The 26,802-nt window shown below is 72.7% G+C and carries 23 protein-coding genes and 2 tRNA genes; 6 read left to right on the forward strand and 19 right to left on the reverse strand.

Going from position 1 to position 26,802, the window contains the following annotated elements; genetic code table 11:
* Positions 1 to 27 precede the first annotated feature (27 nt).
* A tRNA-Gln gene (locus tag VTA80_RS05690) sits at positions 28 to 99 on the reverse strand.
* A gap of 98 nt (positions 100 to 197) precedes the next feature.
* Here VTA80_RS05690 and VTA80_RS05695 point away from each other — a divergent pair.
* The gene (locus tag VTA80_RS05695) at positions 198 to 821 is read left to right on the forward strand and encodes a TetR/AcrR family transcriptional regulator (protein WP_407345703.1); all 624 of its coding nucleotides are present in this window, start codon (positions 198 to 200) and stop codon (positions 819 to 821) included.
* 77 nt (positions 822 to 898) lie between these two features.
* A complete protein-coding gene (locus tag VTA80_RS05700) occupies positions 899 to 1,423 on the forward strand; it encodes a MarR family winged helix-turn-helix transcriptional regulator (RefSeq protein WP_407344428.1) in 525 nt (174 codons plus the stop codon).
* 8 nt (positions 1,424 to 1,431) lie between these two features.
* Here the strand turns inward: VTA80_RS05700 and VTA80_RS05705 are convergent, their stop codons facing one another.
* From VTA80_RS05705 to VTA80_RS05760, 12 genes are all read right to left on the reverse strand, one after another.
* Positions 1,432 to 3,003, reverse strand: a complete 1,572-nt coding sequence (locus tag VTA80_RS05705; protein ID WP_407344429.1) for a hypothetical protein — start codon at positions 3,001 to 3,003, stop codon at positions 1,432 to 1,434.
* The gene (locus VTA80_RS05710; RefSeq protein ID WP_407344430.1) at positions 3,000 to 4,838 is read right to left on the reverse strand and encodes an ABC-F family ATP-binding cassette domain-containing protein; all 1,839 of its coding nucleotides are present in this window, start codon (positions 4,836 to 4,838) and stop codon (positions 3,000 to 3,002) included. Before VTA80_RS05710 ends, VTA80_RS05705 begins: the two co-directional genes overlap by 4 nt.
* A gap of 45 nt (positions 4,839 to 4,883) precedes the next feature.
* Complete coding sequence (locus VTA80_RS05715; RefSeq protein WP_407344431.1) at positions 4,884 to 5,855, reverse strand: 4-(cytidine 5'-diphospho)-2-C-methyl-D-erythritol kinase; 972 nt, start codon at positions 5,853 to 5,855, stop codon at positions 4,884 to 4,886.
* Positions 5,852 to 6,793, reverse strand: coding sequence for a 16S rRNA (adenine(1518)-N(6)/adenine(1519)-N(6))-dimethyltransferase RsmA (gene rsmA, locus VTA80_RS05720; RefSeq protein WP_407344432.1), 942 nt, complete (start codon positions 6,791 to 6,793; stop codon positions 5,852 to 5,854). Before rsmA ends, VTA80_RS05715 begins: the two co-directional genes overlap by 4 nt.
* A gap of 65 nt (positions 6,794 to 6,858) precedes the next feature.
* The gene (locus VTA80_RS05725) at positions 6,859 to 8,136 is read right to left on the reverse strand and encodes a transglycosylase family protein (RefSeq protein WP_407344433.1); all 1,278 of its coding nucleotides are present in this window, start codon (positions 8,134 to 8,136) and stop codon (positions 6,859 to 6,861) included.
* Between the two features lie 237 nt (positions 8,137 to 8,373).
* Positions 8,374 to 9,672, reverse strand: a complete 1,299-nt coding sequence (locus VTA80_RS05730) for a ubiquitin-like domain-containing protein (protein WP_407344434.1) — start codon at positions 9,670 to 9,672, stop codon at positions 8,374 to 8,376.
* Positions 9,673 to 9,826: 154 nt separating this feature from the next.
* Entirely contained in the window at positions 9,827 to 10,738 is a 912-nt protein-coding gene (locus VTA80_RS05735; RefSeq protein WP_407344435.1) for a TatD family hydrolase, read from the reverse strand.
* Between the two features lie 154 nt (positions 10,739 to 10,892).
* On the reverse strand, positions 10,893 to 12,557 hold the full coding sequence (gene metG / locus VTA80_RS05740; RefSeq protein ID WP_407344436.1) for a methionine--tRNA ligase: 1,665 nt from the start codon (positions 12,555 to 12,557) through the stop codon (positions 10,893 to 10,895).
* Positions 12,558 to 12,660: 103 nt separating this feature from the next.
* Positions 12,661 to 13,662: a PQQ-dependent sugar dehydrogenase gene (locus VTA80_RS05745; RefSeq protein WP_407344437.1), complete on the reverse strand. Its 1,002-nt coding sequence runs from the start codon at positions 13,660 to 13,662 to the stop codon at positions 12,661 to 12,663.
* A gap of 485 nt (positions 13,663 to 14,147) precedes the next feature.
* A complete protein-coding gene (locus VTA80_RS05750; protein ID WP_407344438.1) occupies positions 14,148 to 14,675 on the reverse strand; it encodes an endonuclease domain-containing protein in 528 nt (175 codons plus the stop codon).
* 823 nt (positions 14,676 to 15,498) lie between these two features.
* The gene (locus VTA80_RS05755; protein ID WP_407344439.1) at positions 15,499 to 16,683 is read right to left on the reverse strand and encodes an aminotransferase class I/II-fold pyridoxal phosphate-dependent enzyme; all 1,185 of its coding nucleotides are present in this window, start codon (positions 16,681 to 16,683) and stop codon (positions 15,499 to 15,501) included.
* A gap of 9 nt (positions 16,684 to 16,692) precedes the next feature.
* Positions 16,693 to 16,842 carry a hypothetical protein gene (locus tag VTA80_RS05760; protein ID WP_407344440.1) on the reverse strand — a complete coding sequence of 50 codons (150 nt, stop codon included), beginning with the start codon at positions 16,840 to 16,842 and terminating at the stop codon, positions 16,693 to 16,695.
* On the opposite strand from VTA80_RS05760, the gene VTA80_RS05765 reads away from it, so the two are divergent.
* Complete coding sequence (locus VTA80_RS05765; RefSeq protein ID WP_407344441.1) at positions 16,841 to 17,470, forward strand: isochorismatase family protein; 630 nt, start codon at positions 16,841 to 16,843, stop codon at positions 17,468 to 17,470. The two genes, VTA80_RS05760 and VTA80_RS05765, sit on opposite strands and share 2 nt — an antisense overlap.
* Positions 17,471 to 17,615: 145 nt before the next feature.
* Here VTA80_RS05765 and rsmI read toward each other — a convergent pair whose 3' ends face one another.
* Positions 17,616 to 18,467 carry a 16S rRNA (cytidine(1402)-2'-O)-methyltransferase gene (rsmI, locus tag VTA80_RS05770; RefSeq protein ID WP_407344442.1) on the reverse strand — a complete coding sequence of 284 codons (852 nt, stop codon included), beginning with the start codon at positions 18,465 to 18,467 and terminating at the stop codon, positions 17,616 to 17,618.
* 71 nt (positions 18,468 to 18,538) lie between these two features.
* On the opposite strand from rsmI, the gene VTA80_RS05775 reads away from it, so the two are divergent.
* A complete protein-coding gene (locus VTA80_RS05775; RefSeq protein ID WP_407344443.1) occupies positions 18,539 to 20,335 on the forward strand; it encodes a dolichyl-phosphate-mannose--protein mannosyltransferase in 1,797 nt (598 codons plus the stop codon).
* Positions 20,336 to 20,357: 22 nt separating this feature from the next.
* Here the strand turns inward: VTA80_RS05775 and VTA80_RS05780 are convergent, their stop codons facing one another.
* Together VTA80_RS05780 and VTA80_RS05785 are read right to left on the reverse strand one after the other, a co-directional pair.
* The gene (locus VTA80_RS05780; protein WP_407344444.1) at positions 20,358 to 21,884 is read right to left on the reverse strand and encodes a family 20 glycosylhydrolase; all 1,527 of its coding nucleotides are present in this window, start codon (positions 21,882 to 21,884) and stop codon (positions 20,358 to 20,360) included.
* Between the two features lie 358 nt (positions 21,885 to 22,242).
* Positions 22,243 to 22,719, reverse strand: coding sequence for a MarR family winged helix-turn-helix transcriptional regulator (locus tag VTA80_RS05785; protein WP_407344445.1), 477 nt, complete (start codon positions 22,717 to 22,719; stop codon positions 22,243 to 22,245).
* A 197-nt stretch (positions 22,720 to 22,916) separates the two neighbouring features.
* Here VTA80_RS05785 and VTA80_RS05790 point away from each other — a divergent pair, with 197 nt between their 5' ends.
* Both VTA80_RS05790 and VTA80_RS05795 read left to right on the forward strand, forming a co-directional pair.
* Positions 22,917 to 23,081, forward strand: a complete 165-nt coding sequence (locus tag VTA80_RS05790) for a hypothetical protein (protein ID WP_407344446.1) — start codon at positions 22,917 to 22,919, stop codon at positions 23,079 to 23,081.
* A 73-nt stretch (positions 23,082 to 23,154) separates the two neighbouring features.
* Positions 23,155 to 24,474 (forward strand): alpha-amylase family protein, encoded by a 1,320-nt coding sequence (locus VTA80_RS05795; protein WP_407344447.1) that lies wholly within the window; start codon positions 23,155 to 23,157, stop codon positions 24,472 to 24,474.
* On the opposite strand, the gene VTA80_RS05800 is transcribed toward VTA80_RS05795, so the two are convergent.
* The 3 genes from VTA80_RS05800 to VTA80_RS05810 form a co-directional block, all read right to left on the reverse strand.
* A complete protein-coding gene (locus tag VTA80_RS05800) occupies positions 24,471 to 25,421 on the reverse strand; it encodes an aldo/keto reductase (protein WP_407344448.1) in 951 nt (316 codons plus the stop codon). The two genes, VTA80_RS05795 and VTA80_RS05800, sit on opposite strands and share 4 nt — an antisense overlap.
* Positions 25,422 to 25,697: 276 nt before the next feature.
* Positions 25,698 to 25,773: transfer RNA gene (locus VTA80_RS05805), tRNA-Ala, on the reverse strand.
* Positions 25,774 to 25,845: 72 nt separating this feature from the next.
* Positions 25,846 to 26,628: a hypothetical protein gene (locus VTA80_RS05810; protein WP_407344449.1), complete on the reverse strand. Its 783-nt coding sequence runs from the start codon at positions 26,626 to 26,628 to the stop codon at positions 25,846 to 25,848.
* Between the last annotated feature and the right edge of the window lie 174 nt (positions 26,629 to 26,802).

Raw genomic sequence — 26,802 nt, forward strand, 5'->3', positions numbered from 1 at the left:
TCCCCCGGTCCGTACGCCCACGCTGCGCTCCGCCCCCAGGATTCGAACCTGGACTGCAAGGCTCCAAAGGCCTGCGTGCTGCCGTTACACCAAGGCGGATCGACCACGCCGAACGCAGCCGAGCCCACAGTCTGCCAGCCCGGACACGGCATGATGGACCCGTGGCCTCCGAGAGCAAGCGACCCCCCCGGGCTCGGATGACGGGCAAGGAGCGTCGGGAGCAGCTTCTCGCCGTCTCCCGCAAGCTGTTCGCGGAGAAGGGGTTCGAGGGCACGAGCGTCGAAGAGATCGCCGTGCGCGCCTCGGTCTCCAAGCCCGTCGTCTACGAGCACTTCGGCGGCAAGGAGGGCATCTACGCGGTCGTCGTCGACCGCGAGATCGAGATGCTCACCGGTGCGCTGACCGATGCGCTCGAGCTCGGCGGACACCCCAAGGCGGTGCTCGAACGCACGGCACTGGCCCTGCTGACCTACATCGAGTCCAACACCGACGGGTTCCGGATCCTGGTGCGCGACTCGCCGGTCGCGCAGGCGACTGGCACGTTCTCGAGCCTCATCGGCGACGTCGCGACGCAGGTCGAGCACCTCCTGGGTGAACAGTTCAAGCGGCAGAACCTCGACCCGAAGACCGCACCGATCTACGCGCGGATGCTCGTGGGCATGGTGGCCCTCACCGGTCAGCACTGGCTCGACACCCGCAGCCCCGCGAAGACCGACGTGGCCGCGCACCTGGTGAACCTCGCCTGGAACGGGCTGAGCGGCCTGGAACGCAAGCCCACGCTCGGGCGGCGGACGCCCGCCGCGCCGGCCACCACGCCCTGACGTCCTGGAGACCGCCGCACGACTGTCGCCGGGCGGTCTCCGCGCAAAATATCTCGACGTCGAGTAACCTGCCAAACATGACAGCGGCCCCGGACGTCCAGCTCCCGCGGGACGAGGACGAGGTCGACCGGATCGTCGCGGCGTGGCAGCGCGAGCGCCCTGACCTGGACATCGAACCTCTGACGGTCCTGTCGCGCGTGACCCGGCTGGCCCGGCACCTGGACCTGCTGCGGCGCGGTTCGTTCGCCCAGCACGACCTGGAGCCGTGGGAGTTCGACGTGCTCTCCGCGCTCCGGCGCTCGGGCGCCCCCTACCGGCTGTCCCCCGGCGCCCTGCTCACCCAGACGCTGGTGACCTCCGGGACGATGACGAACCGGATCGACCGGCTCGCCGAGCACGGCCTGGTCCAACGCCTGCCGTCGCCGGGCGACCGGCGGGGCGTGCTCGTGCAGCTCACCGAGCGCGGCCGGACCCAGGTGGATGCGGCGATGTCCGAGCTGCTCGCCGTCGAGCGCGGGCTGCTCGCCGGCCTGACGGCGTCCGATCGCGCGCTCCTGGCACAGCTGTTGCACGACGTCGTCGCGCCGTTCGACGCACTCTGAGGTTCGAGCTACTCGGACCTCGACCACAGCTCGAGCAGGCCGGTGTCGCCGACGTGGTCGAAGTGCGTGCGCAGGTACCGCGTGGCCCGCGGCTCGACGCCCTGCATGAGACCGACCGGACCGACGATCGCGCCGTCGCTGCCGACCAGCTGCTCGAGCACGAGATCGTCGATCGTGGTGGCCCGGGTACCGGGCACGACGCCGCCGCGGTCGAGCACGAACCGGGTCCCGACGAGATCGAGGGTCGCCGGGCAGCCCGCGTCGAGCTGCCGCGAGGCGACGCCGGCCAGCTGGAGGTACGACGGGTTGCGGGCCCACACGCAGGTGTGTCGCTTGCCGAAGTCGGCCAGCACGGCGCCGTCCACCCGGCCCGCCACGGTCAGGGGCGGGCGCGCTGCCACGAGGACGAGACCCGCCGCGACCGCGGCCACGGTGAGGACGCCCAGCCGCGCCCGCGCCGACGCGCCGCCCCGGGCGCGCGCCCGCGCGGCCAGCAGGCCGGCCCCCGCGCCGATCAGGAGGCTCAGCGCGGGCGCGACGAACGCCGCGTAGTGGATGTAGAAGCTCGGTGCCCGGGCCAGCGTGACGAGCTGGGCCGCGGCGAGCAGGCCCCACCACACCGGGTCCGACCACTGCGCGGGGCGAAGCCGCCGGTGGAGCGCCACGGCCAGCGGGCCGAGCACGGCGGCCACGAGCAGCACAGCGACGACCACTGCCGGAGCGGCCGACAGGGTGCCGTGCAGGTAGCGCGTCGGGTCGAGCGCCGCGACCCGACCCGCGAGGGACTTGTCCTGGTCGGGCCGGGTCATCTGGACGACAACGACGTCGTACCAGAACCGGCCGGGCGCGAGCCAGACGAACGGGAGGAGGGGCGCCGCGCCGAGCAGACCCCAGGCGCACCAGCGCGCCGCCGTCCGCGGACCCCACCGGGACAGCACCATGGCGCCGAGCACGACGGCGTCGATCACGACCCAGATCTTGACCGTGAAGGCGAGGCCGATCACCAGGCCCGAGAGCGCCACGGCTCGGGACACGACCGGCGACCGCGCGGTGGACCCGGGCCCGGCCCGCCGGAGCGCGGCGAGGGCGACGAGCAGCCCGAGCCCGATCGGTGCCTCGAGGTAGACGGTGTGCTCGGCGGCCACGGCCGCGCCCCACAGCGCATAGGTCCCGCCTCCGACGGCGGCGGCCAGCACACCGCGCGGCGCGAGGATCCGGGCCACGAGCACCGCGTTCACCGCGCCGAGGACCATGAAGACCACCCGGGCCGCGGCGAGCGCCCACGCATCGCCGAACGGGCCGGCCAGGGCGGCGAACGGCGTCAGCAGGACAGCGATCCCCGGCGTGTGCAGGAAGACCTCGTCGCGATAGGGCGCGATCCCGGCGAGCAGCCGCTCGGCGACCGCGAGATGAACGCCGTCGTCGTAGCCCTGCACCCCGCGCAGCGCGCCCGCCCCGAGCACGGGACCGAGGCGCGTCGCCAGCGCCACCACGGCGACCGCCGGCAGGACCCACCTGGCGATCGCCCGGTCACCGGCGGCCGTCGTCGCCGGGACGCTCTCGTGGGCTCGGGTGCTCACGCGGACTCGGACAGCTCCAGCCACTGGTCCTCGAGCTCGGCGCGCTCGGCGGCCAGGGCCTTGAGCTCGGCATCGAGCGCGGCGACGGCGAGGTGGTCGGTGGACTGCGCCGCGAGCTTGGTGTGCAGCGCCTTGACCAGCTGGGCGATCTTCGCGAGCCGGCGGTCGATCCGGGCGATCTCCTTGCGGGTGGCGCGCGACTCGGCAGCGGTCGGCGCGGCGTCGTCGTCCACCACGAGGTTCGACGGCTCGTCGCGGCCGCTGGGCGCGGACTCCGCGGCCAGCTCGGCCGCGTGGCGCAGCTCGAGGTACTGCTCGACGCCGCCCGGCAGGTCCCGGATCGTGCCGTCGCCCATGAGCGCGTACTGCCGGTCGCAGACGCGTTCGAGCAGGTAGCGGTCGTGCGAGACCACGATCAGCGTGCCCGGCCAGCCGTCGAGGAGGTCCTCGAGCGCGGCCAGCGTGTCGGTGTCGAGGTCGTTGGTGGGCTCGTCGAGCAGCAGCACGTTCGGCTCCCCCACGAGCAGCCGCAGCAGCTGCAGCCGGCGTCGTTCCCCACCCGAGAGCTCGCGCACGAGGGTGCGGGCGCGTTCGGTCGAGAAGCCGAGGCGTTCGACGAGCTGGGACGCGGTGACCTCCTTGCCGCCGACCGACACGACCCGCTTCTCGCTCTCGATCACCTCGACCACCGTCAGGCCGCCCACCTCGTCGAGGTCCTCGACGTCCTGGGTGAGCTCGGCGACCTGGATGGTCTTGCCGCGCTTGACCCGGCCCTTCGTGGCGGTCAGCTTGCCCGCGAGCAGCCGCAGCAACGAGGTCTTGCCCGACCCGTTCACCCCGACCAGGCCGAACCGGTCGCCCGGACCGAGCCGCCAGGTGAGGTCGTCGAACAGCACGCGCGGCGCGCCGCCCGGGGTCTTGTTCGGGAAGGTCAGCGTGACGCCCTCGACGTCGAGCACGTCCTTGCCCAGGCGCGTGGTGGCCATGCGGGTGAGCTCGAGCTGGTCCCGCGGCGGCGGCTCGTCCGCGATCAGCTCGAAGGCGGCATCCATGCGGAACTTGGGCTTGGTGGACCGCGCCCGCGCACCGCGGTGCAGCCACGCGAGCTCCTTGCGGAGCAGGTTGTTGCGCTTGTCCGCGCTCGACGCGGCGGACCGCGCCCGCTCGGCGCGCGCCAGGACGTACGCGGCGTAGCCACCCTCGTACTGCGCGACCTCGCCCTTGCCGACGCTCCCGGTGACCTCCCACATGCGGGTGCACACCGCGTCGAGGAACCACCGGTCGTGGGTGACGACGATGAGCGCGCCCTTGCCCTGCGAACCACGGCCGAACCGGTCGGCGAGGTGCTCGGCCAGCCACGCCACGCCCTCGACGTCGAGGTGGTTGGTCGGCTCGTCGAGCGCGATGATGTCGTGGTCCCCGACCAGCAGCGCGGCGAGCGCCACGCGGCGACGCTGGCCGCCCGAGAGGGTCGCGACGTCGGACTCGAGGTCGAGGTCGGCCAGCAGCCCCGCGTGCACGGACCGCACGCGCGGGTCGGAGGCCCAGGTGTGCTCGGCCGCCCGACCGTGCACGAGCTCGCGGATCGACATGCCCGCGGGCAGCTCGTCCCGCTGGTCGAGCAGCGCGACGTCGGTGCCGCCCACGCGGGTGATGCGGCCGGCGTCGGGCTCGCTGCGCGCGGCGAGCATGCGCAGCAGGGTCGACTTGCCGGCGCCGTTGGGGCCGACGACGCCGATCCGGTCGCCGTCGTCGATGCCGAGGCTCACGTCGTCGAACAGCGTGCGGGTGCCGAGGGTGAGCGAGATCGAGTCCGCTCCGAGCAGGTGGGCCATCAAGATCATTTCGTCGAAGGAAGGTGCGGGGGTCGGCCGGGGCCGTCAGTCGGAGTCGTCGGCCCCGCTGACGGCGGCGTTCGTGCGGGTGGTCTGGATCACGCGGGCACCGGGGACGGGCCCGACGGCGGTCATCACCTCGTCGGCGACGCCCGCGGCCGTGATGGCGGCAGCGATCACGAGCGCGTGCTGACGGCTGCGGGCGAGCGCCGCGACCGTCGGCCCGGAGCCGGAGACGAGGACGCCGAGCGCGCCGGCGTCCTCGGCGACCGCGAGGGGCTCCGCAAGGGACGGGGCGAGCTCGAGGGCGGCGTGCTGCAGGTCGTTGTGCAGCGCGCGGCCGAGCGCGTGCGCGTCGCCGGCCCGCAGCGCCTGCATGAGGGCGCGGTCCGCCTCGGGCTCGAGCCGGGTCGCGCCGGCGATGAGCTCGTCGAAGACCCCGAAGACCCGCGCGGTGGACAGGCCCTCCTCGCGCACGGCGAAGGCCCAGTGGTACTCGCCCCGACTCATCGCCGGGGCCAGCAGGTGACCGCGGCCGGTACCGATCGCGGTGTGGCCGAGCAGCGGGAACGGCACGTCCGAGCCGAGCTGGGCGGCGAGCTCGACGAGCTCCTCGCGCGGCACCCCGGTCCCCCAGAGCGCGTCGCAGGCGATGAGCGCGGCGGCGGCGTCGGCCGATCCGCCGGCCATCCCACCCGCGACCGGGACGGCCTTGTGCAGGTGCAGGTGGACGCCGGCGTCGGTCCCCGTGTGCGCCGCGAGCAGCTGAGCTGCGAGCAGCGCGAGGTTGGTGAGGTCGGTCGGCACCCGATCGGCGTGCTGACCCGAGACCGTGACGCTGAGACCGTCGGCCGGTCGCGCGATCACCTCTTCGAACAGCGAGACCGCCTGGAACACCGTCGCCAAGGGGTGGTACCCGTCGGACTCGCGGGTACCGACGCGCAGCGACAGGTTGACCTTGCCGGGCGCACGAACACGCACCTCACGGTCGGCGCGGGGTGGGCTGGCGGGAATCACGCCTCCACTGTGCCAGGTTCGGCGCGCGGGTTGCCGTCCGAGTCCGCCGGCAGGCGGTCCTCGGACTGGCCGCCATGCTCGGAGGCAGCGATCGCCTGGGCGATCCGGGCGAAGTCCTCGATCGCCAGCCGCTCGCCGCGGGCCTGCGGGTCCACGCCGGCGTCGATGAGCACCCGGACGGCGCGTTCAGGTGACCCGACGAGCGCGGCCAACGCAGACCGCAGCATCTTGCGCCGCTGCGCGAAGGCGGCGTCGACCACCGCGAAGACCTCGGCGCGCGACGCCGTGGTGACCGGCGGCTCCCGGCGCTCGAGGGACACCAGGGCGGAGTCCACGTTGGGCACCGGCCAGAACACGCTGCGCGACACGGTCGACGTGCGCCGGGCGGCGGCGTACCACGCGGCCTTGGCGGACGGGACCCCGTAGGTCTTGCTGCCCGGCGGGGCGGCGAGCCGGTCGGCCACCTCGGCCTGGACCATGACGACGACCCGCTCGAGGCTGGTGAACCGCTCGAGGAATGTGAGCAGCACCGGCACCGAGACGTTGTACGGCAGGTTCGCGACGAGCGCGGTGGGCGGCGGGCCGGGCAGGTCGGTGACATGCAGCGCGTTGGCGAGCACGACCTCGAGCCGGTCGACGGCATCCGGCAGGTGCGCCGCGACGGTGTCGGGGAGCACCCGCGCGAGCAGCGGATCGATCTCGATCGCCAGCACCGACGCACCCGCCTCGAGCAGGCCGAGCGTGAGCGAGCCGAGCCCGGGGCCGACCTCGACGACGCGCTCGCCGGGCGACACGCGGGCCGAGCGCACGATCTTGCGGACGGTGCCGCCGTCGATCACGAAGTTCTGGCCGAGGGTCTTGGTCGGGCGCAGGCCCAGGCGCCCCGCCAGGTCCCGGATCTCGGCCGGGCCCAGCAGGGCGCCAGGGATGTCAGTCATGGGCAACGAGCCTAGGGCCACGTCACCGGTCATTCAGACATCACCCTGAGCGATCGACGAATTGCTCAGCTGAACAGCCGCGGGCCGCAGTGCGGCCACTGACCGGCACCCGAGCGGTTGTAGAGCATCTTGGCGCGCATCGTCTGCTCGTCGGCCGAGGCCTGCGAGGGCAGCCCGGAGCCGCCCATGGCGGCCCAGGTCCCTACCGAGAACTGGTAGAGCCCGTGGTAGGCACCGCTCGCCGAGACGGCGGTCGGGCGACCGCCCGATTCGCACGCGGCGAGCGCGGCCCAGTTGAGCGAGTCAGCGCTGCCGCCGACGTTCGGGTTGGCTGCGGCGCCCGTGCTGGCCGCCGGGGCGGCAGCCTTCGGGGCGGCGACCGGACGCGGCTTGGTGCCGACGCTGACGATCTCGCCGACCGGCTGCGACCCCACGGTGTCCGAGATCAGCTCGCGCTTGGTCTCGACCCCGTCGACGGTCGTGATGCGGTTGACGATCGTGTGCTGACCGGCGACACCGGCCGTCGTGACGGCCTTCTGGCCGACGTAACGGGTGGCGTCGGGCTGCTCGACCGAGCTGAACGCGATCGGCTGCGCCTCGGGGACGTCGGTGACGACCACCCGGTTGACGACAACCATCACGGTGCCGCCGGCCGAGCCCTGCACCGACACGCGGTCGAAGGCGCCGAGGGTGATGCCGAGCTGCTTCAGGACAGCGTCCAGGCCGCGGGAGGCGTCCGGAGCGGTGAGGGTCTTGCCGTCCACGGCGACGTCGACCGGTCCGTCGAGCGTGAGCTCGATCGGCAGCGCGGCACGTCCACCGACGGCGGAGCGACTCGCCACGAGGCGCACGTCGGCACCACGGCTCGCCAGGGTCGTGAGGGCCTCGTCAGCGCTGAGCGCGGTGGTCCACACGTCGGTCTTGACGCCGTCGACCTGGACCGTGACCCGCTTGGCGTGCCGGATGACGATCTCGGAGCCGTCGCTCAGCGCGCTGGCGGTGTCGGGCGCGACGGTGTCGCGCGAGCCGACCTCGATGCCCTTCTTCGTCAGGAACCCGTCGACCGAGCCGGCGTAGGTCGTGACGCGCGTGACGTGGCCGTCGACGTCGAGGGTGATGGTCTTGTTGGCCGCGCCATAGGCGACCGTGCTGCCGGCCACGATCGCGAAGGTGGCGACCAGGGCGGTGATCCCGAGGCCGATGCGGCTCTTCGGGGCTCCGGAGTCGTGGGACTTCACGGAGCTGTTGGAACGGGAGAACACGTTGCGAAGGGAGCGGAAGGGGGCGGACAGGGCAGAGGTGATGGGATGCACGCGGATCCAGTCGTCGGGCTGTCCGGGCACGGGGGATGGGTCACGCCCGCATGGAGCGCACAGCGTTCAGGCGACAACGCGCCGTCGTGGCTCACCTGGAGGGAGGCATGCCCGCTGGTCCCGGATCCCCGATCCGGCCGTCATGGCAAGGAGCGCTGGGGCTCCGAACCAGGTGTCAAGCGGCCAAGTTCTGTGGGTAAACAGGGCTCGACTACCAGTGCGACACGGCACCGTAACCGATTTGTGACCTTTTTGCCAAGCCTTCGGTCAGTACCAGCCCTTGGCCGAGAACGACTGCCAGGCCCCGCACGGGGTCCCGTAGCGGCCAGCGATGTAGTTCAGGCCCCAGGTGATCTGGGTTGCCGGGTTGGTCTTCCAGTCGGCGCCGACGGTGGCCATCTTGGAGCCCGGCAGGGCCTGCGGGATGCCGTAGGCGCCGCTCGAGGTGTTCTCCGCCGAGACGTTCCAGTGGCTCTCGTGGTTCCACAGCTCGACGAGGCACGAGAACTGGTCGTCGCCCCAGCCGCGGGCCGCCGCAAGCTCCTTGCCGACGGCCTGGGCACTGCCGGGGGTCACGACCGGAGCGTCAGCCACGACCATCGTGCCGACCGTGACCACCTGCTCGACGGGCGCGCGGAGCACGACCTCGGCCACGATCGTGCGGGTCACCTCGGCGCCACCGAGCGAACCGGTCGCGAAGGTGACCTGGCGTTCGCCGGCCCGACCGGCGGTCGTCACGGCCCGGGTGCCGGCGGCGATGCTGGCGTCCTCGACGACGCGTTCGGTGAACGGCATCGCCTCGCTCGCCGTGCCGCTGCTCTGCGCCGCGCGGGTCACCAGGATCATGAGACCGTCCACCGCGGTGGCGCCCAGCGGGACCGAGACCTGGTCGCCCTCGGAGAGCACCAGCCCGATCTCCTTCAGCGCCTCGCGGACGGTCGGCGCACTCGTCACACCGTCGATGACCTGGCCGTCTACCGCCAGGTGCAGGGTCTTGAGGGTCGAGACCCGCAGCACGGCGTCGCGCCCGAGGGCGTCGGACCGCGAGGCCGAGACGCGCGCCTCGCTGCCGCGGACGCCCAGCTCACCCATCGCATCGGCGACCGTGAGCCCGGTGGTCCACAAGGTGCGGCTCTTGCCGTCGAGCTCGACCGTGATCTGCTTCCCGTGCCGGACGACGATCTCGCCACCGTCGGCGATCGCGTCGCGGCGGCCGGGTGCGACCAGGTCGCGTTCGCCGACGTCGATCCCGGCGCCCGCGAGGACGTCGTCGACCGTGCGGCCGAAGGCGGTCACCGAGACCGTGGCACCGTCCACGTCCACGGAGACGGACTTGTGCATGACCGCGAAGGCGCTCGTCCCCCCGGTCACCAGGGCGAGCACGAGCCCCTGGGCGGCGAGGCGGCTGACGCGTTCGGTGGGGCGCCACGCGAGCAGCCGGGCCACGCGGGAGGGGCTGCCGGTCGCGATGGGCGCGCTCTCGGACCCCTCGATCGTGCTCCGGTCCGGCACGCGGATGCGCCCTTCGTCTTTTTTCGCGGGAGTGCTCAGGTCTAGCGGCGTCATCGGTGGCACGAGCCAGCGCCTGACCGTAACCGATCTGTGACCAAGACCGTTAACCAGCCCTCGCCCGCCTGTGCACTGCGGGGCAGCGGATTTCACCCGGTCGGCGTCGGCTCTGGTCGGGCACTGGTCGGCTCCGGTCGGGCTCGGCGTGGGCTCACCACGGCCCGTAGACGTCCTCCGAGGTCGCCGACAGCGCCCGGCAGGCCGTCTCGAGGTCGATCCCCTGCACCTCGGCGACCGTCTGGACGGTCAGCGGCAGGAGGTACGGCGCGTTGGGCCGGCCCCGGTACGGGTGCGGGGTGAGGTAGGGCGCGTCCGTCTCGACGAGCACCTGGGTGAGCGGCACCTCGCGCAGCGCGTCCCGCAGCGCGGAGTTGTTCGGGATGGTGATCGGCCCGGCGAACGAGAGGTACCAGCCCTGCGCGGCGCAGAACCGCGCCATCTCGGCGTCGCCGGAGAAGCAGTGGAAGACCGTCCGCTCGGGGGCGCCGTCGCGTGCGAGCACCTCGAGGACCTCGGCGTGCGCGTCCCGGTCGTGGATCTGCAGGGCCAGGCCGAGCTCCTTCGCGAGCGCCAGGTGCGCCCGGAACGCCGTGACCTGCGCGGCCCGTCCGTCCGGGCCGCACCGGAAGTGGTCGAGCCCGGTCTCCGAGATCACCCGGATGCGGTCGTTGCCGCGGGCCAGGTCGGCGATCTCCCTGATCGCCGCATCGAGCCCGCGGGCGTGCTCAGGCCGCGCCTGGGGCGTCAGCCCGTCCGGGCCGACCTCACGCGCACCGGCGAACAGGGTCGCCTCGTTGGGGTGGATCGCCACGCCCCCGAGGAGCTCGGGATGCTCGCGCACGACCCGGTCGGTCCAGCGGGCCGCCTCCAGGTCGCACCCGATCTGGATCATCCGGGTCACCCCGACCGCGGCGGCGCGTTCGATCTGCGCCGCGAGCGTGGGCGCGTCCTCACCCGCCGCCAGCTCGGCGGCCGAGTCGAGGTGGGTGTGGTTGTCGACCACCCCGAACGGAAGTCGCTCGGGCGCCGCCGGCCAGCTCCGGTCCCGCACCCGCCGGCTCACGCGCGCGCCCCGGCGGCCGAGGTCCCGCATCCCTCGGCGTCGAACCGGGAGAAGTGGTCGTCGGTGGCCGCGAACCCGCGACCAGTTCTCACGGTTCGCGTGCTCCCGGTTCGCGTGCCGCACACGCGTCGAGCGCGGCGCGCGCCGTCGGCGGTCACGCCAGGGGGTCCTTCGGGTCCTCCAGGCGTGGGAACAGGGAGTCACCCTTCGTGATCTGGGTGCCGGGCGGGAGCTGGCCGAAGACCCCGGCGGTGGCGACCGGCTGGTCGTCCAGCGCGCCGAGCGGGGCCTGTGCGCCGAGCAGCGTCCACAGCTGGGCGGCGGCCCGCGGCGTGACGGGGTTGAGCAGGACCGCGAGCGCACGCAGCGCCTCCGCGGAGGACGCCAGGATGGTGGCGAGGCGACCTCCCTGACGGAACGGGGCGTCGTCGTCGGGCAGGGAGCTGGCGGTCGATGCCTGCTCGCGCTCGGCGGGATCCTTGGCGACCTGCCACGGGGCCTGCTCGGTGATGTACCCGTTGGTCGCCTCGACGATGGTCCAGACCGCGCCGATCACCTCGTGCAGGGCGAGGCGGTCGATCGCGTCCTCGGCGTCGACCACGGCCTGGGCCGCAACCGCCGCCAGGGCGAGCTCGGCCGGGCCGGGCTCGCCCGCGGCCGGCAGGGCACCGCCGAAGTACTTCGCGACCATCGCCGCGACGCGCGAAGCGAGGTTGCCGAAGCCGTTCGCGAGCTCGGCGTTGTACCGCGCTGACAGGTCCTCCCACGAGAACGAGCCGTCCTGGCCGAACGGGATCGCGCGCAGGAAGTAATACCGGAACGCGTCCGAGCCGAAGTGGTCGATGATCTGGCTCGGTGCGATGCCGGTGAGCTTCGACTTGCTCATCTTCTCGCCGCCCACCAGCAGCCAGCCGTGCGCGAACACCTGCTTGGGCAGCTCGAGCCCCGCGGCCATCAGCATCGCCGGCCAGATCACCGCGTGGAACCGCAGGATGTCCTTGCCGACCAGGTGGACGTCGGCGGGCCAGGTCTGCGCGAACCGCTCGGCCTCGGCGGGGTCATCGCTGCCGTAGCCGACGGCGGTCGCGTAGTTGAGCAGCGCGTCGAACCAGACGTACAGGACGTGGGTGGTGTCCCACGGGATGGGGATGCCCCAGTCGAAGGTGTTGCGCGAGATCGACAGGTCCTGCAGGCCCTGCTTCACGAACGCGAGCACCTCGTTGCGCGCGCTCGGCGGCTGCACGAAATTCGGGTTGGCGTCGTAGAACGCGAGCAGCCGGTCGGTGTACTGGCTCATCTTGAAGAAGTAGTTCTGCTCGGCCAGCATCTCGACCGGCTTGCCGTGGATCGCGCAGACGAGCTCGCCCTCGTGCTCGCCCGTGCCCGCCACCAGGTCGCCCGGGAGCTTGTACTCCTCGCAGCCCACGCAGTACGGACCCTCGTACGAGCCGGCGTAGATCTCGCCCTTGTCGTGCAGGTCCTGGATGAAGGTCTGGACCCGGGTCGTGTGCCGGTCCTGCGTGGTCCGGATGAAGTCGTCGTTGCGCACGTCGAGCACATCCAGCACGGGCTTCCAGGACGCCTCGACCAGCTGGTCCGCCCAGGCCTGCGGGGTCACGCCGTGAGCCTGCGCGGTGCGCATGACCTTCTGCCCGTGCTCGTCCGTGCCGGTGAGGAACCAGACCGGCTCCTGCCGCTGACGGTGCCAGCGCGTGATCATGTCGGCAGCCACGGTCGTGTACGCGTGCCCGATGTGGGGGGCGTCGTTCACGTAGTAGATGGGCGTGGTCAGGTAGAAGGGCTTGCGGGGCTCGGGCATGGGGTCATCGTAGGGCGGGGCGCGCACCGGGCAGGAGTGCGTATCGCGGCGGTGGGGCGCGTGGGCCGACGCGCGTGCCGGCGCGTCGCAGCCCTGGCCGGGGTCAGCCGACCGTGACCGCCACGATGCGGTCGTCACCCGCACGCGGGCTGCCGCGCCCGTCCGTGTTGTTCGTCATCACCCACAACGACCCGTCCGGTGCCGCCACGACGGCTCGCAGCCGGCCCAGGTCGCCCGCAAGCAGCGACTGGGGTGTGCCGACGGCGTCGGCCGTGAGTGGCACCCGCCAGAGCCGCTGGCCGCGCAGGCTCGCGAGGTAGACCCCCTCGGCGGTGACGGCGAGACCGCTCGGCGACGCATCCGACGTCGGCCACGTGACCAGCGGGTCGGTGAAGCCCCGGTCTGCGCCGCCGGTCCCCTCGACCACGGGCCAGCCGTAGTTGGCGCCCGGGGTGATGAGGTTGAGCTCGTCGAACGTGTTCTGGCCGAACTCCGAGGCGAACATGCGCCCGTCCGGCGCCCAGCCCAGACCCTGGACGTTCCGGTGGCCGAGCGTCCAGACCGGCGAGCCGCGGGTCGGGTTGCCCGGCGCGGGATCGCCGTCGGGCGTCAGCCGCAGGATCTTGCCGCCCAGGCTCGCCGGGTCCTGAGCGTTCGCGGGGTTGCCGGCGTCGCCGGTGGTGACGTAGAGGAAGCCGTCGGGGCCGAACGCGAGGCGACCACCGTCGTGGTTGCCCGCCTTCGGGATGCCGTCGAGGACGGGCTGGAGCGCGCCGAGCGTGTGCCCGCTCAGGGTCGCTCGGACGACCTCGTTGCCGTTCGCGACGGTCCGGTACAGATAGACCTCGCTGGCATGCGCCCCGCCGGCCGGGGCGATCGCGACGCCCAGCAGGCCCGCCTCCCCCGCTGGGGCGGTGGTCGCGGCGAGGTCGACGGCTCCGGGTCCGTCGACCGGTGTCGTCCCACCGTCCGGGCCGACGACGACCACGCGCGCCTCGCCCCGCAGCGTCACCAGCGCGGACCCGTCCGGGCGGAACGCCAGGCCCCACGGAGCGGGGAGCCCGGTCACGACGTCCCGCGTGCCGGTGACCTGCACGAACGGCACCTCGGTGATCGTCTGAGCGGGACTCGGCAACGCTGTCGGAGTCGGAGTCGGGGGGCTCGCTGAGGCCCGTGCTGCGGACGCGGTGCCGGTCGGTGCGGCGGTCCGCGTCTCGCTCACTCCGAGGCATCCACCCAGCAGTGCCACGCAGGCCGCCGCACCCGCGCCGATCCGTACGGTCCGCCGGAGCCCGACCGGCACCCGACCCGCTCCCGCCCGACCACGCGCCCCGGCCGTCCCGCCCGGCCCGCGCGAATCCGGTCTGTGTGCTGTACGCCTCATGCCATCCCCCGTGTCGCCCACCTTCGGGGTGGCTGACGGTCGTCGGTCTGCGGTTCGGACGAGCCACGCCCACGCCGGTGTGGCTCCGTCGCTCCCCGCCGAGTCTGGCTCACTTCGTCTCAGCCGTCCTGCGGACCGTCGGTGCGGAGCATGGGACGGGTGGGCAGCGGGGAGCCGTGTGCGCCTACCGATCGGCCACTCCCGCCTCACCAGTCACGTGCTCCGCGCCGAAGGGTTCGGTCAAGCGGCCTCCGGCGAGCACCCCTCAGCTGTCTCACGAGCGATTCGACCTCGGCGACCAGCCGATCCACCGCGCCCACGGCATCGTGGTAGGTGAATCTGAGCACGGGAACGCCGATGAGCTGCAGCGCCCGATCCCGCCGTCGGTCCTCTCGAAACTGCGCCCGGTCACCGTGGTACGCGAACCCGTCGAGCTCCACGGCAACGAGTTCCTCCACCAGGAGATCGACGGCGCCAACACCCAAGATCAGCACCTGCGGTTCGACAGCGAACCCCGCCGCGCGAAGCGCGATCCGCGCGAACGTCTCCGGAATCGATTGGCTCCGTCCGTCGACTGCGCGGAGCAATCCGTCAAAGACAAGCTTCCCCGCTCGTGGCCGCAGCGCGGCAAGCTCCGGGACAGTGGTCAGGCGTCGGTTCAGAGCGGCGTCCACGAGCGCGATCGCCTCACGGGCAGGCAGGCACCGCAACGCATGCAGGAGTGCGATCGACACGGGCGCGACGATGTCTCGGTCCTCTGCCGGCACCGTGAGCCCGGACTCCCAGTGCAGCACCGACCCCCGCGGAACGACCCCTTGCCGCGGGGCCGGCGAGTGACCGGACACAGCAAGATGCACCGCCGTGGGAGGCACGAGCAGAGGGAGCCCGATAGCCGACGCCGCCGATGCACAGGTCAGGAGTCCGGACGCACGCCGAGCCAGGACGACAGCGGCACTCGTGCCGGGGAGCGAGTAGAGGCCTCGAGCGACTCGAGTCGCAGCGCCGCGCTCGACGAGGGATCGCAGCTCCGCGAGCTCCCGAGAGCCGCGTGCGATCTGTGCGCGACGCGCACAGCCACCCATCTCCGCGAGCCGGTCCAGCACGGTCATCGAGGGATCCTCACGGCCCGAAGCGACCGCGGGAGCGGGATGGGGCAGGCCGGTGGATCCGGCGTCGAACTGCTCAGCCGTGGACGGCCGACGTTCTCGCGGCACTGGACTACCGCCCTGTCGCCCGGCGATCCGTGGACCCGTCGACACGTGGACCCGTCGGCACGTCGGCACGTCGGCACGTCGGCACGTCGGCACGTCGGCACGTCGGCACGTCGGGCGGCCGGCGCTCCGGGCAGAGCCGGGCCGGTCGACCAATCGAGTCGGTCAACCTCGCCGGCGGCCCGTTCAACAGGCGCGTTTCCCACCTTCCGCGCGGAGCATGTGGCGCGCGGGGCGAGTGAGGCCGCGCGGATCCCGATCCGCACTCACGCCCCTCATGCGGCACATGCTCCGCACGGAAGGCCGCGCGGTCACGACTGACCGTGCCGCGCGCTCGGGGCGGGGGTCAGGTCAGGCGGGTGAGGCCCTTGCGGAGGCCACGGACCGCCTGGCCGATCCGCTGCTCGTTCTCGATCAGCGCGAACCGCACGTAGTCGTCACCACCGGGGCCGAACCCGATCCCCGGCGAGACCGCCACGTCGCACTGGCGGACCAGGTGCGTGGCGAACTCGATCGAGCCCATGTCCTGGTACGCCTGCGGGATCCGCGCCCACACGAACATCGTGCCGCGCGGCCGGTGGACGTCCCACCCGATCCGCCCCAGGCCGTCGACCATCGCGTTGCGCCGCGACTCGTAGACCGCGTTGACCTCGGACGGGTAGGTCCCCGCCTCCTGGAGCACGACAGTCGCGGCGATCTGGATGGGCTGGAACGTGCCGTAGTCGAGGTAGCTCTTGAGCTTTGCGAGCGCATCGACCACGTCCGGCCGCCCCACGAGGAACGCCACCCGCCAGCCGGCCATCGAGAACGACTTCGTCATCGAGTACAGCTCGACGGCGACCTCCTTGGCACCCACGCACTGCAGGATCGACGGCGGCCGCCAGCCGTCGAACGACACGTCGGCGTACGCGAAGTCGTGCACGAGCACCACGTCCCGCTCGCGCGCCCAGTCCACGAGGCGCTGCAGGTCAGCCAGCTCGACGGTCGTGGTCGTCGGGTTGTGCGGGAACGACAGGACGACGACGCGCGGGCGCGGCCAACCCAGCTCCCACGACTCCATGACGCGGTCGATGTACCCCGCGCCGTCGGTCCCGCCGCCGATCGGGACCTGCCGCGTGTCCGCGCCGGCCAGGTACGGGCCCCAGATGTGGATCGGGTAGCTCGGCGTCGGGACGATCGCGGCGTCGCCGGGCTGCAGCAGCACCCACATGAGGTGGCTGAACCCCTCCTTGGCACCAATCGTCGAGAGCACCTCGCGGTCGGGGTCCAGCTCGACGCCGAACGAGCGCAGGTAGTGGTCGGCGACCGCCTGACGCAGCTTGGGGATGCCGCGCGACGCCGAGTAACGGTGGTTGCGCGGGTTCCGGGCCGCCTCGCCCAACTTCTCGACGGCGATCGCCGGCGACGGCAGGTCGGGGTTGCCGAAGCCGAGGTCGACGACGTCGCGACCGGCGCGCCGGGCCTCGAGCTTGATCCCGTCGATGATCGTGAACACGTAGGGCGGCAGGCCCGGGATGCGTCGGAACTCCATGACCGAACGCTAGTCGCCTGCGGGTGCTACCGACCGGTACTCGTGGCCGACGGCGTCCGAGTCGCCCGGCGGGTCGGTGGCTGCGCGGACCGGATCCGGGAAGTCCGGGCCGACCGGTGGCGTTGTAGCAACCACGACCTGGCCGAGGAGGACTCTCATGCCCCGCACGACAGACCGTCCCAGATCCGGACCGGCGCACCCGCCGACCCACCGCGCCCTGATCGTCGCCGACGTGCAACCGGCGTTCTGCGAGGGAGGCTCGCTCCCCGTCGCGGGCGGCAACGCCGTCGCGGCGGCGATCGCGTCGTACGTCCGCGGCAACCGCGAGCGCTACGACCTCGTGGTGACCACCCAGGACTGGCACGTCGACCCGGGCGAGCACTTCGCGAAGGCCCCGGCCGTGCCGGACTTCGTCGACACCTGGCCTCGGCATGCCGTCGCCGGCACGGCCGAGGCCGAGCTGCACCCAGCGCTCGTCGACCTGTTCCCCGACGCCCAGGTCAAGAAGGGCGCGTACCTCGCCGCCTACTCCGGCTTCCAGGGGGTCGACGGCCAGAGCCGCTCGCTGCGGATCATCCTGGCCGCGGCCGGGATCAACGCCGTCGACGTGGTCGGCCTCGCCGAGTCGCACTGCGTGCGCGCGACGGCGATCGATGCCTTCACCCTCGGGTTCCGCACCCGCGTGCTCACCGACCTGACCGCGCCGGTGAGTCCCGAGCAGGGCGCGACGGCGCGGGCGGCGATGGCCGAGGCGGGTGCTGAGCTCGTCCCGTCAGGGGCCGCCTGATCCGCTCGACCCGTTCCCGCGGGAACGTGTCACGGCCGGGACCGGGGTCGAGCACGGATCAGCTACGCCAGACAGAGCTGCGCAAGTCAGGGCTGCGCGGGTCAAGGCTGCGCGGGTCAAGGCCGCGCGGGTCAAGGCCGCAGGGTCAACCGTGCGCGGGCCGCGAGCGCTGTGCGATCGCGGCGGCGTAGAGCTCGCGCTTGCCCACCCCGGACGCCTCCGCAACCTCCGCGACGGCGTCCTTGAGCCGCTCGCCGCCGTCGGCCCGGGCAAGGACCTCCCCGACGACGTCCGCGACGGACGCGGTGCGCGCGGGCGCCCCGCCGATGACGACCGAGATCTCGCCGAGCACCTCGACGCCCGCAGCCCAGGCCGCCAGCTCACCGAGCGGGAGCCGGACGACCTCCTCGTAGGTCTTGGTCAGCTCACGGCACACCGCCGCGGGCCGGTCGGCCCCGAACCCGGTCGCCATCGCCACGAGGGTGTCCGCCAGCCGGCGCGGCGACTCGAAGAAGATCATCGTGCGGCGCTCCCCGGCGAGGTCCGCGAACGCGCGGGCCTGCTCGCCGGCCTTGCGCGGCGGGAAGCCCTCGAAGCAGAAGCGGTCGGTCGGCAGCCCGGACAGCGCGAGCGCGGTGAGCACGGCGCTCGGACCGGGCGCAGCGGTCACGGGCAGCCCGGCCTCGACCGCCGCCCCCACGACGCGAAAACCCGGGTCCGAGACGGTCGGCATCCCCGCATCGGTGACGACCAGGACGGTCCCGCCCCCGCGGACGACGTCGAGCAGCTCGCCCGCGCGGGCCACCTCGTTGTGCTCGTGAAAGCTCACGACCCGACCGCCGATCTTGACGCCCATCCGCGCGGCGAGGCCGTGCAGCCGACGGGTGTCCTCGGCGGCGACGACGTCGGCCTCCGCCAGCAGACGCCGCAGGCGCAGGGACGCGTCCTCGACGTTGCCGATCGGGGTCGCAGCGAGGACAAGGTGGCCGGCGGTCATGGCGTGAAGTTTCCCATGCCGCGGCGCACCGGTCGGCGGCGCCGCCCAGGTCGCGCCCCTACGATGACGGCGTGACGATCAGCCCGGGGGCAGGTGACCAGCCTTCGACTCCGCACGCACGCCACCGCGGCGAGGCGTCGGCCGAGCGGCCGGACGACGTGGAGACCGCCGTCGGCCAGCCACGCCCCGACCCGCGGCACGCGGGCGAGGTACCCCCGGACCCGGCGCTGCCCGGGCTCACCGACGCCGGCGAGCCCGCGGATCCCCCCACACCCACCGAACCCACCGAACCCACCGAACCCACCGAGACCCGTCTCCTGCGCCGCCTGCTTGGCGACGCGACGCTGCGCCTGGGTTCGACCGGTCGCGACCGTCTGTGGGGCTGGCTCGGGCCGTTGCTCGTGACGGCGCTCGCGGCCGCGGCGCGGTTCCCGAACCTCGGCCGCCCGCACCGGTTGGTGTTCGACGAGACGTACTACGTCAAGCAGGCGTACACGTTGCTGCGCGTCGGCTACGAGGCGCGCTGGGGCTCCGACCCGAACCCCGCGTTCGAGGCCGGCGACGTGAACACGTTCCTGTCGCGCGCCGACTACGTGGTGCACCCCCCGGTCGGCAAGTGGATGATCGCGCTCGGCATGGACCTCACGGGGCCTGCCAGCTCGGTGGGTTGGCGTCTGTCGGCCGCGATCGTCGGCACGCTGAGCGTCCTCATGCTCGCCCGGATCGCGCGCCGACTTTTCGCCTCGACCCTCCTCGGCACGATCGCCGGCGGGCTGCTCGCGATCGACGGTGAGGCGATCGTGCACTCGCGCACCGGCCTGCTCGACGGCTTTGTGATGTTCTTCGCGCTCGCCGCGTTCGGTGCCCTCCTGATCGACCGCGAGCAGGCCCGACGGCGGCTCGCGTCGCGCGTCGCGGGTCGGCTCGACGCGGGCCTCACGCTGACCGCGTGGGGTCCCGTCCTGTCGGTCCGGTGGTGGCGCATCGCCGCCGGGGTCCTGCTCGGCCTGACGATCGGCACCAAGTGGTCGGGCCTGTACTTCCTCGCCGTCTTCGGGCTGCTCACGGTCCTGTGGGACGTGACCGCGCGGCGGGCCGCCGGCGTCCGGCACTGGCTCCCGGCCGGGATCCTGCGCGACGGCGCCCTGGCGGCGGTCACGCTCGTGCCGCTCGCCGTCGTGACCTATCTCGCGAGCTGGTTCAGCTGGTTCCGCAGCCCGGGCGCCTACCTGCGCGACTGGGCGGCGACCCATCCGGGCGAAGGCGTGGGCTGGCTGCCCGAGTCCCTGCGCTCGCTGTGGAAGTACCACAACGACATGTGGGAGTTCCACAACAACCTCGCCGCCGCGCACGCGTACTCCGCTCACCCGATCGGCTGGCCGATCCAGTGGCGGCCGACGTCGTTCTTCTACGAGACCCCGGTGCCCGCGAACGCGGCGTGCGGCGCGGACCGGTGCTCGCAGGCGATCACCTCGCTCGGCAACCCGATCCTGTGGTGGGGCGCCAGCGTGGCGATCATCGCCGTGATCTGGTGGCTGGTGCGGACCCGCGACTGGCGGGCCGGCGCGGCGCTGTCGGGGATCGTCGCCGGCTGGCTGCCGTGGTTCGCGTACGCGCACCGCACGATCTTCACCTTCTACTCGATCGCGTTCGCGCCGTGGATGATCCTCACGCTCACCTACGCGATCGGCAAGGTGCTCGGCGCGCCCGACGCCGACCCGGCCCGGCGGCGTCGCGGCGCGTGGTGGGTGGGCGGCTACCTGGCGCTCGTCGTCGTCGTGAGCGCGTTCTTCTACCCGATCTGGACGGCGCAGGTCGTGCCGTACACGTTCTGGCGGCTGCACATGTGGCTCGCCACCTGGGTGTGATCCCGGGCCGGCAGCGGACCGGTCAGGCGCCCGGCCTCGTCGTCGGCCCCGTCGTCGGCCCCGTCGTCGGCCCCGTGAACCAGTCGACCTGAGGGCTCGGGTACCAGGCGAGCTCGGCGTGGTCCCACGAATGGGACTGACCGGCGATGCGCTCCCGGAACCCCGCCCAGTCGCGACTGGCTGCGGGCGACCACGCCACCTCGGCGACGGCGGCCAACCGGGGCAGCAGCATGGTGAACAGCTCGTCGGGCGTTGTGATCGTCTCGGTCCAGACCGCGGCCTCGACCCCGAGGATCGACTCGGCCGGCAGCCCGGGGATGAGGTCGGCCGGCTCCCACTCGTAGGCGTCCCGGAGCTCGATGTGCCCCGCCCACTCGAGCCCGAGCGCGGTCGCGGCGTCGTACTTCATGTCGAGGTAGACCTTCGAACCGGGTGAGAGCAGCAGCCGCGCGCCAGCGGCGGCGGCCGCGATAAGCGGCTCGGCCGGCTCCCGGGGGTCCCAGTACTGCACGACGACGCCCGGGTCTAGCTCGGTCGCGGCGATCTCCTGCCAGCCGACGGCGGTCTTGCCGGCGGCCCGCACGAGGTCCTGAGCGGTCCGCACGAACCAGGCGTACTCGTCGGGGTCGATACCGAAAACCTCGTCGCCGCCGATGTGCACGTACTGTCCCGGCGTCATCGCGGCGAGATCACCGAACACGTCAGCGAGGAAGTCCCGGGTGGCCGGCAGCTCCCGGTGGAGCTGGCTGAAGCCGACCTCCGTGCCCGTGTAGGCACCGGTGGCGGAGCCCGACTCGGTCAGCGAGCCGTAGGCGTGCAGGGCCGCGTTGACGTGCCCGGGCATGTCGATCTCGGGCACGATCGTGACGTGCCGCGCGGCGGCGTAGGCGACGAGCGTCGCGTAGTCCTCCGCGCTGTAGAACCCGCCGGCACCGCCGCCGACCTCGGACTGGGCGGACCGCTCGGTGAGCAGCGGCCGGGACGGGAGCGCGAGCCGCCACCCCTGGTCGTCCGTCAGGTGCAGGTGCAGCACGTTGAGCTTGTAGTCCGCCATGACGCTGATCACGGACTTGACCAGGTCGACGCTGAGGAAGTGCCGCACGACATCGAGGCTGAGCCCGCGCCAGGAGAACCGCGGGGCGTCCTCGATGACGACCGCCGGGATCTCCAGCGACTCGTCCGCTCGTCGCACGCCGAGCTGGCGCAACGTGGTCAGGCCGCGCAGCAGCCCGGCCGCTCGGGGCGCCCTGAGCTCGATCCGATCCGCGGTGACGGTGAGCCGATACCGCTCCGCAGGGTCCGCCTCGGCGGGGCCCGCCTCGGCGTCGAGCACCAGCTCGATGGTCTGCCCCTGGCCGCCCGGGCCCATCACCAGATCGATCGGGAAGCCGACCCGGCGCCCGACGATGTCAGCTGCCAGCACGCCGAGCGAGATCTCCTCGGGGGTGTTCCCTGCGACGAGCCGCAGCCCGGGGCGGAACCGGAAAGCCGGACCGCCGGCCAGGGTGAGCGAGACGGGGGCGGGAACGAGGGTGATCAGATCGGGCACGTTTCCCCTGCCTCGCGGATCGTGGCGCCGGGCGATCGGTGCAACCCGGCACACCACGGTACTGGTGCCGCACGGCTGGTCGGTCACGGCGACGCGCACGCGGCCCAGGGACCGGCCCCGTGTCCGAAGCACCGTTTCGACGGGCGCAAAGGCCCTGGTCGAGCAGTCGCTACCCGACGTCCGCGGGAGTCCTGGCCCGTCAGTACGGGCTCATGACCGTGACGGACACCGGCTCGCCTTCGCCATCAAGCTCAGCGGCTACGACTCGAGCGACGTCGCACGCGTGAACATGACGATCACCGTGCCGAACCGCCAGAGCGGCGACCCGGTGCGACCGCCGCCGGCGGCGGCGCATGGATCAGGCGCCGCGCGGCCGGTCGACTGCGGCCAGACCACCGGAGATGGCGAGCGCGATCTCCCGCAACTGGTCGACCTGCTCCGGCGTGAGCGGATCGAAGACCGCCGCCCGCACGATCTCGACGTGCTGCGGCGCCGCCACGACCAGGGCGTCCCAGCCGGTGTCGGTGAGCACCGCGACATTGCCGCGCCCGTCCGTCGGGTGCCGTTCGCGCCGCACCCAGCCGGCCTCCTCGAGCCGCGCGACCGCGTGCGAGGTCCGGGACGCCGACGCGTTCAGCAGCGCCGCGAGCTCGCTCATGCGCAAAGAACGACCCTCGGCCTCCGACAGCATCGCGAGGATCAGGTAGTAGGCGTGCGGCATCCCCGAGGTGTGCTGGAGCTGGCGGTCGAGGACGGCCTGCAGGGTCCCGGTCATCGAGATCAGCGCACGCCACGCGACCTGCTGCTCGTCGGTCAGCCACCGGGTCTGGGTCACGGCGCCATCGTAGGGCGACGGGGGCACCCGCCGATCGATCCGGGCCTTCGTCCGAATGGATGACAGCCAGCTGCGCCTTTACCGTCATCGCGGGGCGCGGCGTTACCGTCAAGGCAGGGCCAGCCTGGCGCGTGGGTGCACAGGAGGGCGATCCGGGGGGTCGACGACGCCCGCATCGACCCTCTGGAGGACCTGACGTGGATGCCTACGACGCCGAGAGCGTCTTTTTCGGTCCGGACGCTCCGGCCGCGCGCGACATCAGGGATTTCCGTCGGCTCCGGCTGCCTTCCCTGCTCGCCACCGCCCTCCTCTCCAGCGCGATCGTGATCAGCGCCGCCATCGGCCGGGCGATCGGCGGATAGCCCGTCCCTCGAGGCGTGAGACGATCGGGCGCCGCCCGGGTCGGCCGGGCCAAGTCGTTGCGAGGAGCCCCTTATGTCGGCCTGGGCCGACCACGCCATCTGGTGGCACATCTACCCGCTGGGGTTCACGGGGGCACCGCACGGCGCGCTCGCGGCCGGCGAACCGGTCCAGCACCGGCTCGGCCACCTCGAGGCCTGGCTGGACTACGTCGTCGAGCTCGGCACGAACGGCCTGCTCCTCGGGCCGATCTTCGCGTCCGAGACCCACGGCTACGACACGATCGACTACCTCCGCATCGATCCACGGCTCGGTGACGACGCCGACTTCGACGCCCTCGTCGCCGCGGCTCACAGCCGGGGCCTGAAGATCATGCTCGACGGCGTCTTCAACCACGTCGGGCGCGGCCACCCGCGGTTCGCGGCGGCGCTCGCGGACGGACCGGACTCCCCCGCGGGTCGGTGGTTCCGGTGGGAGCCGGACGCCTCCGGCACGCTCGCCCCCGCGGTCTTCGAAGGCCACGGCGCGCTCGTCACCCTCAACCACGACAACCCCGAGGTCGCCGCCCACATCACCGCCGTGATGGGGCACTGGCTCGATCGCGGCGCAGACGCGTGGCGCCTCGACGCGGCCTACGCCGTCCCGGCGGAGTTCTGGCAACGAGTGCTGCCCGCCGTGCGGGCCGCGCACCCCGACGTGTGGGTGATGGGCGAGGTGATCCACGGCGACTACCCCGAGTACGTCGCCGCCTCGGGGGTCGACTCCGTCACCCAGTACGAGCTCTGGAAGGCCCTGTGGAGCTCGGTCCTGGACGGCAACTTCTTCGAGCTTGCGTGGGCCCTCACACGGCACGACGAGTTCGCGCTGGACTTCCTGCCGCTGACCTTCGCCGGGAACCACGACGTCACCCGGATCGCGAGCCGGATCACCGACCCACGGCACGTGACCCACGTGCTCGCGGTGCTGTTCCTGGTGGCGGGGGCGCCGTCGGTGTACTCGGGCGACGAGCAGGGCTTCGTGGGGGTCAAGGAGGAGCGCGAGGGCGGCGACGACGCCATCCGGCCCCAGTTCCCGCCCGATCCGACGGGCCTGGCTCCGCAGGGCTGGGCGGTGTACCGAGAGCACCAGCGCCTCATCGGGCTGCATCGCAACCACGCGTGGCTCGCCCGCGCCCGGACCACCGTGCTGCACGTCGGGAACGAGGAACTGGTGATCGGGGCGGACTCCCCCGACGGAAACGACCACCTGGTGCTCGCCCTCAACCTGAGCGACGGGCCGTTCACCCCGCCGCTCGCGCTCGGTGAGCGGCTGCTGACCTCCGGCGAGGCCCAGCCCGGAGATCCCGGCGTGATTGCCGCGCACTCGTGGGCCGTGTACGAGACGGCGCCCGGTTAGGTCCAGGGCCGGGTCGACCGCTCTGCCCAGTAGTCGTGCGGATCCTGCGCCGCGGCGAGCGTCTCCGCGACGAGCTCCGGGTCGAGCACCAGATCAGCGGCGACCACGTGCGACGCGAGGTGCGCCGGGGTAGCGGCGCCGGACAGCACGCGCCACGCCCACGGCTGTGCCAGCGCCGCCGCAACGGCGAGCTGGTCGATCGCCAGCCCTGCGCGGGAGGCGAGCACCGCGACGTGCCGAACACCCGCGGACCCGTCGTCCCCGCCCGGCGCGAGCCGACCGTTGGCGACCGACTCCTTGATCACCACCTGGCTGCCGCGCGCGTGAGCCTCCGCCGCCGCGTTGCCGACCGAGGGCTCGAGCGGGTTCCAGGTCACCTGGAACGAGGTGAACAGCTGTGCGCCGTTCACCTCGACGTCGAGCGCGGTGCGGATCGCGTCGGCCTGCCGGGGGCCCGACGTCGAGATCCCCACCCGGATGCCCAGCTCGCGCACCATGGCCAGCTCTCGGTGCAGGTCGGTGTCCGCGAGCACTCCCGTGTCCAGAGTCGCCGAGTGCACCAGGTAGCGACCGAGATGACCACCCAGCAGGTCCCTGGTCAGGGGCCACTGCGCGCGGAAGGCAGCGAGCGAGTGGTCCTTGACCTCGTGCACGTCGGCGCGCACCCGCCAGTCACCGACGTAGCGGTAGCCCCACTTCGAACCGACCTCGACATCGGGGGCACCGCGCGAAGCGAGCCAGTGCGCCGCGAACTCCTCGGCGCGCCCGTAGGACCTGGCCACGTCCACGTACCGCAGCCCCGCGGCGTACGCCGCGTCGAGCAGCACGTGAGTATGGCGCTGGAGCTCGTCGACCGTCCGACTCGTGCCGAGGTCGGGGCCGCGGTGGGCCGTGATGTAGGCGGGCCGGCCAACGGCGGCGAGCCCGATCCCCAGGCGGGTGCTCATGAGCACCATCTTCCCCTCGGCGCGGAGTCCCGTGGCACCCGGATCGAGCGACCCACGCAGCGGCCCTGACCGATGGTTATCGGCCGCTTCTCGTCTTACGCGTTCTTGTTAAGAACCATCGAGAACGTCACGTTCGGATCATGGATCGCACGCGCAACCAGGGGCGGCGGAGTGCCTGCCTCAGGCCGGGATGATTCGCCCTGACCGGGGTCCTCGCCGGAACGGGCAAAAGGAAGGCCCCCGGCTGCGTCTCCGCAGGCCAGGGGCCTTTCTTACTGGTGGAGCTGAGGGGATTCGAACCCCTGACCTCTTCATTGCGAACGAAGCGCGCTACCAACTGCGCCACAGCCCCCCAAGCGGGGTAAAGATTAGCACCCACGGAGCGGATTCCGAGAAACCGGGCCGGATCGGTTGCCGACAGGGGTCAGCCGGCGGCTCGGCGGCGCGCGAGGATCGCGTCCAGGTCGAGCGGGGTGCTGTCCTGGTCGAACCCCGGAGCGGTCACCTCAGCGGCATCCTCCTCAACGACCTCCGCCTCCGGGGTCGCGTCGAGCTCGGACGCCCCGGCAGCCGACGACGTCGACAGCTCGGGCAGGACAAGCGGGATCGGCTCGCGGCGCGGCGCTGCGGCCTTGGTCATGTAGGTGGAGCGCGGGACGGGGACCGGGGACCACTCGGCGCCGTCCGACGACGCGCTGTCTGAGGCCGCATCGTCCGCCGCCGCGTCCGCGGTCACCGCGGCGTCCTGACCTGCCCCGTCCGACTCGGTGCCGGCCACCCCGTCGAGCGACTCCGGCACGGTGTCGTCGCGGATGCGGGCGATGATCTGGGTCGGCGCGTCCGACGGGTGGTAGGCGCGTCCGGTCACCGGCGCGGTCGCGGCCCGACCAGCGCCGCCGGTGGCGGTCCGCTGGCGCTCCCACGCGGCGTCGGCCACGAGGCCCTGGACGACGGCGCGGCGGCCGAGCACGAGGACGCCAGCCAACGCGACGGTGGGGATGATCGCGGCGGCGATCGCGACGGTCGTCAGCCCGACGACGACCCAGCCGGCGGCACTCATCAGCAGCAGGCCGAGCGTGAGGACGCCGCGACGGCGCGCCGCGGCGCCGCGACGGGCGAGGCTGGCGGCTCGCCGAGAACGGCGCTGGGCCGCGCGCCTCGCGGCGTCGGCGGTGATCCTGTCCTGAGTCCCGTGCGGTCGATCCACGATCCCGCCTTCCGTCACCGCGACAACCCCGAGGTTCTGCACCGGGATCCCCCGGCAGGGAGTGAGAAGTACGACGCGCCCTGCGACGCGACTGGTGGTCGACCGCGCCTCGCTCGTGCGCGGGTCCCTGCCTGGCCGGCCGGTGACCGCGAGCACGCGCAACGCCCCGGAGAA

The organism is Pengzhenrongella phosphoraccumulans (genome assembly GCF_045689905.1).
GTDB classification, from domain to species: domain Bacteria; phylum Actinomycetota; class Actinomycetes; order Actinomycetales; family Cellulomonadaceae; genus Pengzhenrongella; species Pengzhenrongella phosphoraccumulans.

Excerpts from the sequence above, each read along its gene's own strand:
- VTA80_RS05710 (WP_407344430.1), bottom strand. The coding sequence starts at position 4,838 with ATGGCCCACCTGCTCGGAGCGGACTCGATCTCGCTCACCCTCGGCACC.
- rsmA (WP_407344432.1), bottom strand. The coding sequence starts at position 6,793 with ATGACTGACATCCCTGGCGCCCTGCTGGGCCCGGCCGAGATCCGGGAC.
- VTA80_RS05800 (WP_407344448.1), bottom strand. The coding sequence starts at position 25,421 with ATGAGCACCCGCCTGGGGATCGGGCTCGCCGCCGTTGGCCGGCCCGCC.
- VTA80_RS05755 (WP_407344439.1), bottom strand. The coding sequence starts at position 16,683 with ATGGAGTTCCGACGCATCCCGGGCCTGCCGCCCTACGTGTTCACGATC.
- VTA80_RS05695 (WP_407345703.1), top strand. The coding sequence starts at position 198 with ATGACGGGCAAGGAGCGTCGGGAGCAGCTTCTCGCCGTCTCCCGCAAG.
- VTA80_RS05730 (WP_407344434.1), bottom strand. The coding sequence starts at position 9,672 with ATGACGCCGCTAGACCTGAGCACTCCCGCGAAAAAAGACGAAGGGCGC.
- VTA80_RS05795 (WP_407344447.1), top strand. The coding sequence starts at position 23,155 with ATGTCGGCCTGGGCCGACCACGCCATCTGGTGGCACATCTACCCGCTG.
- metG (WP_407344436.1), bottom strand. The coding sequence starts at position 12,557 with ATGCCCGAGCCCCGCAAGCCCTTCTACCTGACCACGCCCATCTACTAC.
- rsmI (WP_407344442.1), bottom strand. The coding sequence starts at position 18,467 with ATGACCGCCGGCCACCTTGTCCTCGCTGCGACCCCGATCGGCAACGTC.
- VTA80_RS05700 (WP_407344428.1), top strand. The coding sequence starts at position 899 with ATGACAGCGGCCCCGGACGTCCAGCTCCCGCGGGACGAGGACGAGGTC.
- VTA80_RS05760 (WP_407344440.1), bottom strand. The coding sequence starts at position 16,842 with ATGAGAGTCCTCCTCGGCCAGGTCGTGGTTGCTACAACGCCACCGGTC.
- VTA80_RS05765 (WP_407344441.1), top strand. The coding sequence starts at position 16,841 with ATGCCCCGCACGACAGACCGTCCCAGATCCGGACCGGCGCACCCGCCG.